The 14,445-nt window shown below is 48.4% G+C and carries 13 protein-coding genes; 6 read left to right on the top strand and 7 right to left on the bottom strand.

Annotated elements, in window-relative coordinates:
• Positions 1–265: 265 nt before the first annotated feature.
• Positions 266–1,957: a sodium:solute symporter family protein gene (locus ACESLU_RS05565; protein ID WP_372636293.1), complete on the bottom strand. Its 1,692-nt coding sequence runs from the start codon at positions 1,955–1,957 to the stop codon at positions 266–268.
• 29 nt (positions 1,958–1,986) lie between these two features.
• On the bottom strand, positions 1,987–2,247 hold the full coding sequence (locus tag ACESLU_RS05560) for a DUF4212 domain-containing protein (protein ID WP_372636290.1): 261 nt from the start codon (positions 2,245–2,247) through the stop codon (positions 1,987–1,989).
• Between the two features lie 351 nt (positions 2,248–2,598).
• Here ACESLU_RS05560 and ACESLU_RS05555 point away from each other — a divergent pair, with 351 nt between their 5' ends.
• Positions 2,599–4,065, top strand: coding sequence for a TlpA family protein disulfide reductase (locus ACESLU_RS05555; RefSeq protein WP_372636287.1), 1,467 nt, complete (start codon positions 2,599–2,601; stop codon positions 4,063–4,065).
• A gap of 10 nt (positions 4,066–4,075) precedes the next feature.
• On the top strand, positions 4,076–5,209 hold the full coding sequence (locus ACESLU_RS05550; protein WP_372636285.1) for a glycoside hydrolase family 3 protein: 1,134 nt from the start codon (positions 4,076–4,078) through the stop codon (positions 5,207–5,209).
• A 10-nt stretch (positions 5,210–5,219) separates the two neighbouring features.
• On the opposite strand, the gene ACESLU_RS05545 is transcribed toward ACESLU_RS05550, so the two are convergent.
• Positions 5,220–6,107 carry a YihY/virulence factor BrkB family protein gene (locus tag ACESLU_RS05545; RefSeq protein WP_372636282.1) on the bottom strand — a complete coding sequence of 296 codons (888 nt, stop codon included), beginning with the start codon at positions 6,105–6,107 and terminating at the stop codon, positions 5,220–5,222.
• A gap of 111 nt (positions 6,108–6,218) precedes the next feature.
• Here ACESLU_RS05545 and ACESLU_RS05540 point away from each other — a divergent pair, with 111 nt between their 5' ends.
• From ACESLU_RS05540 to ACESLU_RS05530, 3 genes are all read left to right on the top strand, one after another.
• Entirely contained in the window at positions 6,219–6,812 is a 594-nt protein-coding gene (locus ACESLU_RS05540; protein WP_372636280.1) for a DinB family protein, read from the top strand.
• A 231-nt stretch (positions 6,813–7,043) separates the two neighbouring features.
• Entirely contained in the window at positions 7,044–7,742 is a 699-nt protein-coding gene (locus ACESLU_RS05535) for a hypothetical protein (RefSeq protein WP_372636277.1), read from the top strand.
• A 3-nt stretch (positions 7,743–7,745) separates the two neighbouring features.
• Positions 7,746–9,077 carry an ABC1 kinase family protein gene (locus ACESLU_RS05530; protein ID WP_372636275.1) on the top strand — a complete coding sequence of 444 codons (1,332 nt, stop codon included), beginning with the start codon at positions 7,746–7,748 and terminating at the stop codon, positions 9,075–9,077.
• 30 nt (positions 9,078–9,107) lie between these two features.
• Here ACESLU_RS05530 and ACESLU_RS05525 read toward each other — a convergent pair whose 3' ends face one another.
• Positions 9,108–9,563, bottom strand: coding sequence for a BrxA/BrxB family bacilliredoxin (locus ACESLU_RS05525; RefSeq protein ID WP_372636272.1), 456 nt, complete (start codon positions 9,561–9,563; stop codon positions 9,108–9,110).
• 154 nt (positions 9,564–9,717) lie between these two features.
• The gene (locus ACESLU_RS05520) at positions 9,718–10,326 is read right to left on the bottom strand and encodes a superoxide dismutase (protein ID WP_372636270.1); all 609 of its coding nucleotides are present in this window, start codon (positions 10,324–10,326) and stop codon (positions 9,718–9,720) included.
• A gap of 241 nt (positions 10,327–10,567) precedes the next feature.
• Here ACESLU_RS05520 and sthA point away from each other — a divergent pair, with 241 nt between their 5' ends.
• Positions 10,568–12,031: a Si-specific NAD(P)(+) transhydrogenase gene (sthA, locus tag ACESLU_RS05515; RefSeq protein WP_372636268.1), complete on the top strand. Its 1,464-nt coding sequence runs from the start codon at positions 10,568–10,570 to the stop codon at positions 12,029–12,031.
• A 183-nt stretch (positions 12,032–12,214) separates the two neighbouring features.
• Here the strand turns inward: sthA and ACESLU_RS05510 are convergent, their stop codons facing one another.
• Together ACESLU_RS05510 and aspS are read right to left on the bottom strand one after the other, a co-directional pair.
• A complete protein-coding gene (locus tag ACESLU_RS05510; RefSeq protein WP_372636265.1) occupies positions 12,215–12,925 on the bottom strand; it encodes a DUF429 domain-containing protein in 711 nt (236 codons plus the stop codon).
• Between the two features lie 30 nt (positions 12,926–12,955).
• Positions 12,956–14,445 (bottom strand): aspartate--tRNA ligase (gene aspS, locus ACESLU_RS05505; protein ID WP_372636262.1); only part of this gene is annotated, 1,490 nt, incomplete at its 5' end.

Genomic DNA, 14,445 nt, shown 5'->3' with positions numbered 1-14,445 from the left:
TTCATGATCCCAAAACTCCTCCGGATTTTTTACACTATGTTCATACACTTCCTTGTACTCTTCAAACGAATCGATATTCAGCCACATAACAATAAAACAAATTTAAATTGAAAGTAATCCGTGTTCATAAATCCATGTTACAAAATTTAGAGACACAATCAAGGGATTAACACCTAAAAAAGCAAAAAATTATTAACTTTTTTATGCAATTAATTTCGGTAAAATTTCAAATCCTTTAGTCTGGATTATTCACAAAGAAATTTGGTTAGTTCTCTATTTTCCTTGCTTCTCCCGGGTATCTGATCTCCTCCACCATCTCCTGGACTTCTTCCGGCGGATCAGCGGTTACCCTGGATATGACTATGGCAATAATCAGGTTGACGATCATCGCGACGGTTCCGAAGCCTTCGGGGGAAATACCGAACCACCAGTCTTCTTCAAGGCCGCCGCCGAAACCACCCAGCTTGTATTTTATCATATAAAATAACATCAAGACGATTCCGACTACCATTCCCGACACAGCCCCCTGCCGGTTCATCTTCTTATCAAAGATGCCCAGCAAGATGGCGGGAAAAAACGAAGCGGCCGCCAGGCCAAAGGCCAGGGCAACGGTTGCCGCTACAAAACCGGGGGGATTAATACCGAAATAACCCGCTACGAGTACGGCAAATCCGGCCGCAACCCGGGCCCAGATTAGCTCCCCTTTCTCTGTGATTTCAGGTATTATCTGTTTTTTTACCAAGTCGTGGGCAATACTGGTAGAAATAACCAGTAGCAATCCTGCAGCCGTCGACAGAGCCGCTGCCAGTCCCCCGGCGGCTACCAAGGCGATAACCCAGTTGGGCAGGTCGGCAATCTCAGGATTTGCAAGTACCATAATATCCTGATCTATCGTAAGTTCATTGGCATTTTCATTAGCTACATACTGAATCCTGCCGTCATTGTTCTTGTCCGTAAATTCTAAAAGCCCCGTTTTTTCCCAGTTGTCAAACCAGGCAGGCATCTCGGTGTATTCCTCGTTCGAAACGGTTTCAATCAAATTAACCTTGGCAAAGGCAGCGATGGCCGGCGCCGTCGTATAAAGGATTGCAATAAACAGCAGGGCATATCCCACTGATTTTCGCGCATCACGCACTTTGGGCACGGTAAAAAACCGGACGATAACATGGGGGAGTCCGGCGGTCCCCACCATCAGCGCCAGCGTAATGGCCAGTACGTCAACCGTGGATTTTGTCCCGGAGGTATATTCGGCAAAACCCAATTCCACGTGCAGCTGATTTAATTTCTCCAGCAGGTAGGTGCCGGACCCGTCGGCCAGCGTGCCGCCAAAGCCGAGCTGAGGAATAACATTGCCCGTCAACTGAAAGGAAATAAAGAAGGCAGGTACCATATAGGCAAAAATAAGGATACAGTATTGGGCAACCTGGGTGTAGGTTATCCCCTTCATCCCACCCAATACGGCGTAGAAAAAAACAACGATCATTCCAATATAGACCCCCGTGTTAACAGAGACTTCCAGGAACCGGGCAAAAACGACGCCCACTCCCCGCATTTGTCCCGCTACGTAGGTAAAAGATACGATAATGGCACAAATTACGGCGACGGTCCTTGCCACATTCGAGTAATACCGGTCCCCTATAAAATCCGGGACGGTAAATTTACCAAATTTTCTCAGGTAAGGGGCCAGCAACAGGGCCAGCAGCACATATCCCCCTGTCCATCCCATCAGGTAAACGGCTCCGTCGTATCCCATAAAAGAAATCAGACCGGCCATCGATATGAAGGAGGCCGCCGACATCCAGTCCGCAGCTGTTGCCATTCCGTTGGCCAGCGGATGAACGCGGCTTCCCGCGATATAAAAATCACTGGTTGATCCGACTCTTGCCCATATTGCAATACCTATATATACTGCGAAAGTGGCTCCCACCAGTATATATGTCCATGTTTGAATATCCATATGTTGTTATCTATCCCACTGTTGATAAGTTATTCTTCGTAAACATCAAATCTTTTGTCGAGCCTGTTCATAAGCCAGACGTACACAAAAATGAGAACCACAAATACATACATTGATCCCTGTTGTGCAAACCAAAATCCCAGCTCAAAACCTCCCAGCCGTACCGCATTCAACGGTTCGACTAACAGTATGCCAAATATAAATGACACCAGGAGCCATATGCTCAACAGAATACTTACATAGCGGAGATTGGCACGCCAGTATTCTTTCCTGTTTTTTTCCTCTTTCATCACCTTGTTTTTTGATTAACCTATTTGTTATGAGCAGGTGGATTAGCTACTTCTTCTTTGGAGTTTGTATTAATTGTACCGCCAAAAATGCCTTTTCATTCACCATGTCAAACCCGAGTTAAAAATTTCTTTTACAACATAACAATATAATTCAGAAGCGCAAGTGTAAAATAATTGAAAAAAAATCCTGTATCAGGGATCGCATTCACAAGAGCCCGGCACATTCAAATCTCTTATTGCAAAATAATACAATCAGCTTATCTTATGGATTCAGCCTGTTTATCAGCCACAAATCGCGCTTTAAGAATTACTCAATTCCCAATGAATCACCTCAATAATTCCCCGTTTCGCATGAGTTTAACTACCGTTTGTTACCGGGTCGCACTCTTTGCTCTATTTATTGTTATTGCCGCATCAGCGTCCTGCAGCAACGAGGAGCGTGCCACGGCTGTTTCCGGAACCATAGACTATGTGGGGTCGGCAGAAATTCATATCAGACAGCAGCCTCTCCATTATAAATATTCGGATAACATTCGACACCCGGTACAACCCGATGAAAAAGGAACCTTTCAGGTATCCATCCCGGTAGATTCCACCCAGCTCGCGGAACTAACTATTGATGACCAGTCCCACCCACTCCTGCTGCGGCCCGGTCGGGCGCTGACCATCACCATAGAACGGGCAAGCTTCCCGCAATCGGTTGAAGTGGAGGGTTACGAAGAACCCTGGGATGATCGCTATGCCGACTATCTGGAAAAAGAACAGCCCCTCCTTCAGAAAATCCAACGCCAGCTGCCCGCCTTTCGGGAGGCTGATTCAACACAGGTGCTCTCGTTATACCGACAGCGATATGAATTGGCCGAGCGCTATTTTAAAGAGACCCCTTTCGACGATTTCTATCATAAAGCGGTGGGCGAATACCTGGTTAAACGGCTTGAAAATATCACCCACAGGCGCACCCAGTCCGGTTTCCATCCTGAGAAAGAGCGCAAAAACGTCCTGCAAACAGCAAAAGAACTGGATTTTTTCACTTTTCAATCTCTCCATGCCCAGCGAGCGGGCATCAGAGATTTTACCAATGCTTTTGCCAATACCTTTGGCGTTGCCGACAGCCTGGAAGAGGAACTGGGACAACCATTAATGCAATACGATGTCAAACGACTGGGATACGAGACCCTCGATTCCGCCCGCACCTCGGTACTGCAACATATTGATGAACGCCGGGCCCGGGCCTATGCGCAGCTGTACCTTGTCACGGAACGTATCGGCGAAATGCCGTTGGATATAGCCACTCCAAGCTATAAAGCATACCTGGATGAGTATTCGGATTTTCCGCGTTATACGTCTTTTCTGCAATCCTTTTACCGTGAAATCAAGCGTGTTTCCCCGGGAGAACCCGCCATCCCGTTCGCACTGCCGAATGCCGGCGGGCAGACGGTTCGGATGGAGGACTTTCGGGGCCGGTATGTGCTGCTTGATTTCTGGGCCGGCTGGTGTATTCCCTGCCTCGACGAATTCCCGCATATGAACGACCTGTATAACAAATATACCCGCGATGAGTTTGAAATCCTGGCCATATCAATTGAAGAAGACAGCCTTCGCTGGCGTCAATCCATAAATCAGTTTCAAAATCCCTGGCCGCAGCTGTACGGGGGCAACGGGTTTCAGCAGGAAACCTTTTCGGCCTACCGGGGCGGCGGCATCCCCTTTTACATTCTGGTTGGCCCGGAGGGCCATATTCTCCGTTATAATGATGTGCGTCCCTCTTTTAACCTCGACGCCCTGCTGGACAGCCTGCTGAACCAACAGGAACGCTAACCCCATGACCATGAACCGTCACATTCCGCTGCTTCTGCTGCTTGTATTAATTCTTGCGGGGGAGGCCTGCAGTCAGGACAAAAGTGCTGAGACAACGGAAGAAAAGATTTCCCTGGATCAAAAGATCGGGCAAATGCTGAATGTGGGGTTCCGGGGGACAGCTTTATCGGACACCAACCATATTGTGCGTGACATTCAACACTACCATCTCGGCAGTGTTACCTTATTTGATTACGACGTGCCACGGGACACGGCACTGCGCAATATCCGGTCGCCTCAGCAGCTCAAAACGCTCATAAGCGACTTGCAGGCGCGCACTGAAACCCCTCTTTTTGTTGCGGTCGACCAGGAGGGCGGAAACGTAGCCCGGCTCAAACCGGAACATGGATTTCCTGCATCGGTATCGGCCCAATACCTGGGCGAAACAGATGACACCGACAGTACGCGATATTATGCCCGAAGAACTGCCCGAACACTTTCCGAACTGGGTTTTAATCTCAATTTTGCCCCGGTCGTGGATCTGAACATCAACCCCGACAATCCCGTGATTGGCAGAATAGAGCGCAGTTTTTCCGCTGATCCCCAGGCCGTGGTCAAACACGCTTCGGTATATATAGAAGCACATCGCAACTTTGATATAGCCACGACACTCAAACATTTTCCCGGTCACGGCAGCTCAAAAAAAGATTCCCACCTCGGCGTGGTGGATGTCACCGAAACGTGGTCCGAACAGGAACTCATTCCCTATCGCCGGTTAATCCATTCCGGTAGGGCAGACATAATCATGACCGCCCATATTTTTAATGCCGAATGGGATACCGCATACCCGGCAACGCTCTCGAAACCAGTCATTACCGGAATGCTTCGGGACAGCCTCGGCTTCGATGGTGTGGTGGTATCAGATGATCTTATGATGGGCGCCATCCGCAAGGAATACGGCCTGAAGACGGCTGTCAAACAGGCTCTTTTGGCAGGAGTCGACATACTTACCTTTGGCAACAATGCGATCTACGATCCCGAAATCGTGCCTGAGACGCACAATATTATCCGTGAACTCATTGATGAGGGAACGCTTAGCCGGCAACGCATCGACGAATCCTACCGGCGGATTATGGAGTTAAAGAAACAGCTGTTGATACCATAAAACCTTCCCCCTACCAGTCCTGACCCAGCGATGCTTCCCAATACGGGTTCACCTCTTCCCCGAACAGGCGGGTGTATTCCCTGGTGAAAAAGGCTCCGACCAACACAATCTGTACATTGTAGTATATCCATATCAGAAAGACGACGAAAGAACCAGCAGTTTTATAGGCCGGTCCGAGCGTGGTCCCTGACAGGTACCATCCGACCAGCAACTTGCCCCCCATAAAAAGGAGGGCAGTAAAAAGGGCACCCACCGCAATATCGCGCAATCGTACCTCCAGATCCGGCAGAATTCTAAACAACGCTAAAAAAAACACGAATGCCAGTACGACATTCGCGCCGCTGCTGACCAGCTGCATCAGAAACAGATCTTCGGCGCCTAAAAGCAGTGTCAACACCCGTTCCATACCGTAGAGTATGCTTTCTGAGATCAATCCCACCAGCAACAACAGGCTGAGAGCCCCGACAAACAGCAGCGCTTTAAATCGACTCCATAAAAAATGTCCCACTTTTCCGATCTCCGGGTCACGTACCCCCCAAATCATATTGAGCGTGTGTTTTACCTGTGAGAGCAGGGTGGTAGCCCCGAAAAGAAGCGCGGCAACCGCTGCTATCGACGACCAGAATCCGGACGTGCTGTGCGTGGCGGAATCTGCCATCGACTGTATCGAATCGGCGATATTGGGACCCACAACAGCATACAGCGTCTCTTGCAGCTGGGCCTGTCCCATTTCACTCCCCAATACCACACTGAGCAGCCAAACCAGGATAATAATCAGGGGTGCCGTCGAAAAAATGGCATAAAAGGCAATAGCGGCTCCGTGCAGTCCTATATTAAATTGCAGGATCTGTTCATAGGTCTGTTTGAATAGCTTACCTGAATTTTTTATAAATTTCACAACGGTCTCCCAAATGGCTATTTTATAGGTATAGTACAGCTTAGTGCCAACGCTAAAAATAATCTGTCAGCTATCCGATAAGTTAAACCTTAATCAGCATATCTCCCACCCATGATCTTGCGGTACAGCTTCGATTGGTATATACAACAGTTTGACAAGGCTAAAGAGACGGCGGAGAATTTCCTCCTCTCCGTGGACGATGCCTATTTTCTGAAGCCTCCGGCCCAAAAAAAATGGTCCGTTGCAGAATGTTATCATCATCTTATCAAATTCGGATATATATATCATCGAAACTTGAGCCGTGCCCTCCAAAAAAACAGGAAGAGAATTCACAATGTGGACCAATCCTTTCGACCCCGTTGGCTGTGGAAAAAGGCCGCCGATTTTTTTGAGCCGCCTTATTCTTTCAGGTTAAAAACAATGTCATCAATGGAACCTGAGAGTACAGCCGACTACAACCGGGTTGAATTGTTGGACGAATTTATAGAACTGCAGGATAAATTTACAGCCCAGCTTGAACATGCCAAAAAGGAACATGTTGATTTAGGCGGGACCAAAATTTCGCATCCGATAGTGGGCTTTCTTAAACTCACCCTCTCGGAATATTACCTGTTAACCATTGCGCACCAGCACCGGCACCACTGGCAGGCAGAACAAACCTTGTCGATTGTCAGGGAAAAGTACAAAAGCGCACGTGTGGAATGAATATGTATACATAATTATTTCTCTGATACTACGTTTATCCTATAAGAAAATGGTTAATATCTTGTTAGGTAATCGAAACAAATGACAGAATAGTTCTGTCCGAGACGATGCCATGGAGAGGATTCATGCACCGGATATGGATATTGAAACACACGGTATAGTGTTATCGCCGATACGAAATTATCGAGGCACAAGCTGCCATACACCCCTCAACGATGAGAAGTCTTTATTATGACGACCTTCGATCCCGAAACTGCTGAAATAAAATTTTCCATTGCTGATGCCGCAACCGATCTGTATGTCGAAGGCAACGGTCATTTTCTGATTAAAGATGTCGCAAAAATCGTTGGTATTGATCCTGCAGATGTCTTTAATTATTTCCCGAACAAGCAGGCCATCCTCCAGTTTTATTACACCGCGATCATCTATCGCTATCGGCTGATGATCGATGAAATCGACCACTTCGAATCCTACACGCTCGGCGAAAAGCTTTCCAACTTTGCATATGCCAGCTTCGATATGCTGGATGAAAAGAAAGCCTTTGTGAAAGACACCTTCCCGGGGCTTATTTTACACTCGCGCACCAGGACTGATTTTGAAAAAGAGACAGAGAACCTGCTCCGGCAGCTGCTGGAGGACGATCCGCAAATGCCGGCCAGTTCGTCCGCCCTCATGAACGACTATTTTTACGCCTTACTGCGAAATAAATACCTCCGGCTGATCCGCTTCCGCCTGTCCGATACCAGCGAAGATCATGAACTCACGATGGAACTTACAGATAAGCTGGCGACTTTTTTGCAGGAACTGCTGTATAGCTCCGTTCTTGACCAGGGGTTTGAGCTGGGTAAGTTTTTATATGCCAACCGGAAACATTTTTTATATGAGATTCCGGTTGTTAAACAGATTTTTTCCAAAATAGAAATTCGATAGTTTATGAACGACGATTTTCCATCCTCCAAACTTGAACGCGGTAAAATATTTGCTAAAGCAGGCCTTAAAGTCGGCACCAACTACGCCAAGCGTTATCTAAAAAAATCCATGGGGCAACAGGAGAGCGATGAAGAGGGGCGCCAGTTCCATACCGACAATGCCCGGCAGGTGTTTAATGAATTTACCAAGCTACGCGGAACAGCACTGAAAATCGCCCAGTCGCTGAGTTTGGATGAGGGCGTCCTGCCCGGTGAATTTGCCGAAGTGATGAGCGAAGCCCAGTATAGCGTGCCGCCTATTAACAAGGCGCTGGCGCGGTCGATTATCAAAAAAGAGCTGGGGGATTACCCCGAAGCGTTATTTTCACATTTTGAACCGGAGGCTATTGCTGCGGCCTCGATCGGTCAGGTGCATGAAGCCCGTCTACGCGATGGACAAAAAGTCGCCGTTAAGATCCAGTATCCGAATGTGCGTAATACCATCCACTCGGACATGGCCATGGCCAAGTCACTGGTCAAGCGTCTGGCCAAACGGGGAGCCAACCTTGATGACTATTTTGATGAGGTAGAAGCAACCCTGATGGAAGAAACCGACTACCGGCGGGAAGGCGAATATATCGAGTATTTCCACCGGCGGTTCTCCGGGGAATCGGTTGTCACGCCCCGCTGGATCGAAAAATTGTCCTCCCGTAAGGTGCTCACGATGACGTTTGTGGAAGGAAAGCACCTGAAGGAGCTGTTGGAAACAGATCCTTCCCAGCAGCAGCGCAATCACTTCGGACAGCTGCTATGGGATTTCTTTCACGATCAGGTAGAGCAGCGAAACTTTATTCATGCCGATACCCACCCGGGCAATTTCTTTTTCCGGGATGACGGCCGGCTGGGGGTCATTGACTTCGGGTGCGTCAAGAAATTTGATGAAGAGTTTACCCAAAACTACATGCAGCTGCTCCCGATGCATCTGGAGGGAGATGAAAAAGCGATCCGGGACCTCTATACCCGCCTGGATATCATCAAGGCAGATCCTGATAACCCCAAAAAGGAAGAGGAGTTCTTCCAGTTTTGCAAAAACTACGGCAACACTTTTGCCCGTCCGTATATGGGGGACCACTTCGATTTCGGCGATCCCTCTTTCAAGCGGCGAATCAATCATTACGCCAGGAAAATGCCGATTATGAATGAACCGCGCGGCGATAAAAACTTTATATACAGTACCAAAGTCCACATGGGCCTCTATAGCATCCTGATGAAGCTACAGGCCCGCATAGACACGCGCCGGAGTAAAGAGATTACGAAGCAGGTGCTGGGTGAGATGAAAAGTGATCCGGCGATCTGAATCACACTGATGCTGCGATGATATGAGAACCTACCCTTCTTCGGCTTCTTTTTCCCCGTTGAAAGCTTCAAATACCATTTTTAAATCGCTGGCCACTTCCTGCTTCGTACGTCCTTCAATACGATGCCGCGGAATCATGGCCTTGATCTCTCCGTCCTGAAAATATGCGAAAGCCGGAGAGGAGGGGGGATATTCGCTGAAATACTCGCGGGCCCGGGCCGTCGCCTCGTTATCCTGTCCGGCAAACACGGTAACCATGTGATCCGGCGTATTTTCCGATTCTTCCAGGGCTATCTTAACCCCCGGGCGGGCATTCCCGGCCGCACATCCGCAAACGGAATTAATTACCATCAGCATAGTGCCCTCGTTATATTCTTTCATTGCGCGATCGACATCTTCAACGGTCTTCAATTCTTCCACGCCCAGGTCTGTCAGCTCTTCACGCATCCATGAAACATCCGGTCCAGTTCCTAATCCAAATTGCATAATAAAATAGTCTTTAATGTTTTCCAGCTATCATTAAATAGTTAATATAACAACCTTTTATGAAGTATTGAAGAAGAAAACGCTCCACAGCCGCCCGCGGAGCGTTTTCTCACCTTTCTGTTTATAACTTCTTAACCCTTAACCGATGCCAGTATTACGTAGCCTCAGCATAATATTCATTCACCTGGTCCCAGTTGACCAGGTTCCAGAAATGTTCGACATAGTCGCCGCGCTTATTCTGATAATGCAGATAGTACGCGTGTTCCCAGACGTCGACGCCCAAAATAGGAGTCAGGCCATTCATATAGGGACTGTTCTGATTGGCCGTGGAGAGTACTTCGAGGCTGCCATCGTCTTTGACACACAGCCACCCCCACCCGGACCCGAACTGGCCGGTTGCGGCGTTACTGAGCGTTTCCTTAAAATCAGCAAAACTTCCGAACTCGTCGTCAATTGCTTCAGCAATATCGCCGGTAGCAGCTCCGCCGCCGTTCGGAGAGAGGATCTTCCAGAATAGTTTGTGGTTAGCATAGCCACCGCCATTGTTAATCACTGCCTGGCGGATATCCTTGGGAACATCATTAATACGTTGTAAAACCTCTTCAATCGGGAGGTCAGCAAATTCATGTCCTTCCAGGGCGGCATTCACCTTGTTGGTATATCCCTGATGGTGCTTGGTATGATGAATCTTCATGGTACGCTCATCAATATGAGGTTCCAATGCATCGTAGTCGTATGGGAGGTCAGGTAATTCGTAAGCCATAATTGTTACAATTTTAAAATTTTAGAGTTCGTAAAATAATGGTGTGTTTAAATAATATAACTCTTTATAAATCAAGGAGTTAAATTTAGCATCTTATTAGCACACTCCCAATCAAAAACGACGACTATTTCGTTCCAATTTTAGAAAATTAAAAACTAATCGCTTAAAACGGAGAAATCCTTCGCAAATTCATCTATTTTACTTTTCTTGTCACAAAAACCTTTAGCGATTAAATTGTACCATGAGTCGAGATTACAACGTAATTATTATTGGCAGCGGACCGGCAGGTTTTTCGTGTGCCATGCAAAGTTCCAAATTTGACCAACAAGTATTGGTTGTCGAATCGCACGAAGATTACCTGGGCGGTACCTGGATTAATACCGGCACCGTGCCCAGTAAAGCGCTGCGCGAGGCTGCCAAGACGATCCTGGAATTCAACAGCCAGTTCGGTGACCACGAGAACAAAAAGCCGTATGAGCGGTTTCGTATGGCGGATCTGTTGCAGTACAAGCAAGAGATACTGGAAAAGGAAAACCGGAAAGTAAAAAATGATTTCATCAACAATAAGGTGGACGTGGCCCGTGGATTCGGCCGACTGAAAGATAAACATACTGTCGAAGTCGAAACCCATTTGGGCACGACGGAAACCTACAGCGCCGACTATATTCTGCTGTGTACCGGCAGCAGTCCCACTGAACCCGAATCCTTTGAAATCGATCACAACAAAATCCTGGATTATAAATCGATCCTCGACCTTACGCATATTCCACGACGGTTGGTCGTTATCGGTTCCAGTGTCAGCGCGTTCGAATACGCCACCATCTTTGCGTCACTGGGCACGCGCGTGACCCTGCTGAACGAGCAACAGGATTATCTCCCTTTTTTAGATCATGAAATCAAGGATCACTTTAAACGAGCCCTTGACAACAGGGGTATTAGCATTAAAAATAATGTGTCGATACATGATGTGGAATTCAATGCCCTTCGCAATAATACAGAGGTCAATTTTAAAGATAAAACCGGCGACCAGCAGCTCCAGGTTTTAGAAACCGAACACGTCTTATATATGGGCGGGCGCAAACCCAATGTAGAAAATCTAAACCTCGATGAGGTGGGAGTTCAAACAGATGCCGCTGACTTTGTGGTCGTCGATGAAGCCTATAAGACAAGTATTGACAATATATATGCGGCCGGTGATGTCATAGGCTTTCCGAGGCTGGCCTCCGCATCCTTTACTCAGGGCCGGCTGGCAGCATGCAATATGTTTAGCATTTCCAGCCTGGAAATGCCCGAACAGATTCCGTATGGCATCTATACCATTCCGGAAATTTCGAATATCGGCATGACCGAACAGGAAGCGCAGGAAATGGACCTGGATATTACCATTGGCCGGGCCCTCTTCAGCGAAATTACCAAAGCGGATATGACGAATCACAGAGAGGGATTGCTCAAGCTCATTTTCCGAACCGACTCCTTCAAACTGCTGGGCGTTCATATTCTCGGGGATGAGGCCGCCAATCTTATTCACCTGGGACAGTCGGTCATGGCTCTGGACGGAGATGTCCGGTATTTCATACAGCATGTCATGAACTATCCCACCCTGAGTGAAGCCTACCGCATAGCTGCTTTCAATGGCGTCAACCGCGTATATCAAAATGGGGTAAAATACCGGAATATCCTGGGAGAGCGGGATGATCAGTGTTGAAGTTTGAATGTCAAATTTTGAGTTATCCTTTTTGTGGATTTTTCAGAGCCTCTCAAAATTTGAAGGAAAGACTTCGCCCGACCTATTCACGCGTAAATGCAAATAACCAGGTTATCTGGTGAATAATCCGGCATCCTCTATTCAGGAATTACCGATAGCCGACAACTGATAACGACTTCCCTATTACACGTAGTGAATGGCCATTTTGAGCCCGGTGGCATCGGTCGGCGGATCTTCAGGGATCGTTTTGATCTCCCGATTCAGCGAATACCGGGCAAACAGGGCCAGGACCATGGCATCCACGATATCGTCTTCATCGACCTGGTTCCGGCGATATTCCTCTTTGATATCCCGGAAAAAGTCGTCTGCATATGCACTTTCCTCTTTGATAAGGTCCAGGCGGTGACGCAATCCCTTCTTGGTCGCTTTTTTCTGCAGGATGGGATTCCCACCGTTCAGTTTTTGAAACAGCAGCTCCGGGTGACTTTCAAATACCTTCTCCCTAAGTGCTTCATCCTGCTGCAGGTACTGGTCAACAGCTTTAATATCAGGGGTAATGTTCCATGACTGGATCGATACTTTCTTACCAGTCACCTCGTAGCTGATCATGGATGCTTCGCCATAGGTGGGAGCGTGCAGGACCTGCCGAATGGGAGGATTAAATACGCTGGCCGTATAGTCGACCCCCAAAACATCACGGAGCATACGGTCACATTCCCGCACATAGGCTTCTTCCTCCAGCCCGATGGGCACATCAATAAAGATACGGTCATATGTTTCAAAATAGGCTCCCAGTTCCCGGTCCGATTCCAACAGCCAGTACCCTGCATGGTCCTCATCCAGCGATATGGCGATCCATCCCGCCCTGCAGCCGTCAATACCCAAGGTTTTCAAACTTTTTCCTCCCTTTGTCTTTGTTTTTTGTTATTCGTGTTCTTTCCCCACCCCTCTCTTTAACCGGATATGCAGCTCGTCGAGCTGCTCCTGATCGACATAAGCGGGACTGTTATCCATAAGGCTCTGTGCCTTTTGGTTTTTGGGGAAAGCGATGACATCCCGAAGGCTGTTGCCTCCCGAAAGGATCATAATGATTCGATCCACTCCCAGCGCTATGCCGCCGTGCGGCGGAACGCCGTATTTAAAGGCCTCGAGCAGGAATCCAAATCGTTCTTCCGCCTCCTCTTCATCAATGCCCAGGAGTTTGAACATACGCTTTTGCAACTCCCGGTCATGGATACGAATCGAACCGCCGCCAATCTCGTATCCATTCAGTACCAGGTCGTATGCGCGTGATCGCACAGAAGCCGGATCCTCATCCAGCCGCCCCACGTCCTCGGAAATCGGGGCCGTAAACGGGTGATGCAGGGCCTGGTATCGATGGTCTTCACGGCTCCACTCTACGAGCGGAAAGTCGGTCACCCAAAGGAACTCAAATTCATCTTCATTAATTAGGTTATGTTCTTCACCCATCATCAGGCGCAGCTTATTCATCTGCTGGTACACATCGGGGCTGGCTCCCGCCAGAATAAGCACCAGGTCGCCGGTCTCCGCATCAGCCCGCTCAACCATGGCTTTCACGGTTTCTTCTTTCAGAAATTTCTCAACGCTGCATTTTACGCCGTCCTTCTCGTTCAGCTTGATATAAATAAGTCCCCCCGCCCCTGTCTCTTTCTGAACGCGTTCGGTGAGCCGGTCAATGGCCCCGCGACCCATGCCCCCCTGTCCCGGCACGGTGATACCCAGCACGGCGCCGCCCTTCTCAACGGTGCCGGAAAAAATATTAAATTCAGAATCTTTGACCAGCTCCGAAAAATCGGCAAACTCCAGTCCAAAACGCGTATCCGGCTTATCCGTGCCGTAGGTTTTAATCGCCTCATCATAGGTCATTCGCCTGAACGAGGTTTCAATCTCCCGGCCGATGGTTTCTTTCATCAGCTTCTGCATCAGCGCTTCGGTATTGGTCATCACAGCCTCTTCGTCGACAAACGACATCTCCACATCGATCTGTGTAAACTCGGGCTGACGGTCGGCCCGCAGGTCTTCATCCCGGAAACATTTTACGATTTGGAAATAGCGGTCGAAGCCCGAAACCATAAGCAGCTGCTTATAGGTCTGAGGACTCTGGGGCAATGCAAAAAACTTACCGGCATTTACGCGGCTGGGCACCAGGTAATCGCGCGCGCCTTCCGGGGTACTTTTCATCAGCACCGGTGTTTCGACTTCCACAAAATCGCGATTATGATAGAAAGAGCGAACCGACTGGTAGAAATCGGAGCGAAGAACCATATTTCGCTGGAGATCGGGGCGGCGCAAGTCCAGGTAGCGATAGGTCAACCGGATCTCTTCACCGGTGGCAATATCTTCCTTGATCTCAAAAGGTGGGGTTTCCGCTTTTGAGTAAATCCGGAGATCCG

This window comes from Fodinibius sp. (assembly GCF_041642155.1).
In the GTDB taxonomy this organism is placed as follows: domain Bacteria; phylum Bacteroidota; class Rhodothermia; order Balneolales; family Balneolaceae; genus Fodinibius.
This window is presented reverse-complemented; position numbering and strand designations above follow the sequence as displayed.

Bases quoted from the DNA above. Each gene is read 5' to 3' on its own strand.
- ACESLU_RS05565 (WP_372636293.1), bottom strand. From the start codon at position 1,957: ATGGATATTCAAACATGGACATATATACTGGTGGGAGCCACTTTCGCA.
- ACESLU_RS05560 (WP_372636290.1), bottom strand. From the start codon at position 2,247: ATGAAAGAGGAAAAAAACAGGAAAGAATACTGGCGTGCCAATCTCCGC.
- ACESLU_RS05555 (WP_372636287.1), top strand. From the start codon at position 2,599: ATGAGTTTAACTACCGTTTGTTACCGGGTCGCACTCTTTGCTCTATTT.
- ACESLU_RS05550 (WP_372636285.1), top strand. From the start codon at position 4,076: ATGAACCGTCACATTCCGCTGCTTCTGCTGCTTGTATTAATTCTTGCG.
- ACESLU_RS05540 (WP_372636280.1), top strand. From the start codon at position 6,219: ATGATCTTGCGGTACAGCTTCGATTGGTATATACAACAGTTTGACAAG.
- ACESLU_RS05535 (WP_372636277.1), top strand. From the start codon at position 7,044: ATGACGACCTTCGATCCCGAAACTGCTGAAATAAAATTTTCCATTGCT.
- ACESLU_RS05530 (WP_372636275.1), top strand. From the start codon at position 7,746: ATGAACGACGATTTTCCATCCTCCAAACTTGAACGCGGTAAAATATTT.
- ACESLU_RS05525 (WP_372636272.1), bottom strand. From the start codon at position 9,563: ATGCAATTTGGATTAGGAACTGGACCGGATGTTTCATGGATGCGTGAA.
- ACESLU_RS05520 (WP_372636270.1), bottom strand. From the start codon at position 10,326: ATGGCTTACGAATTACCTGACCTCCCATACGACTACGATGCATTGGAA.
- sthA (WP_372636268.1), top strand. From the start codon at position 10,568: ATGAGTCGAGATTACAACGTAATTATTATTGGCAGCGGACCGGCAGGT.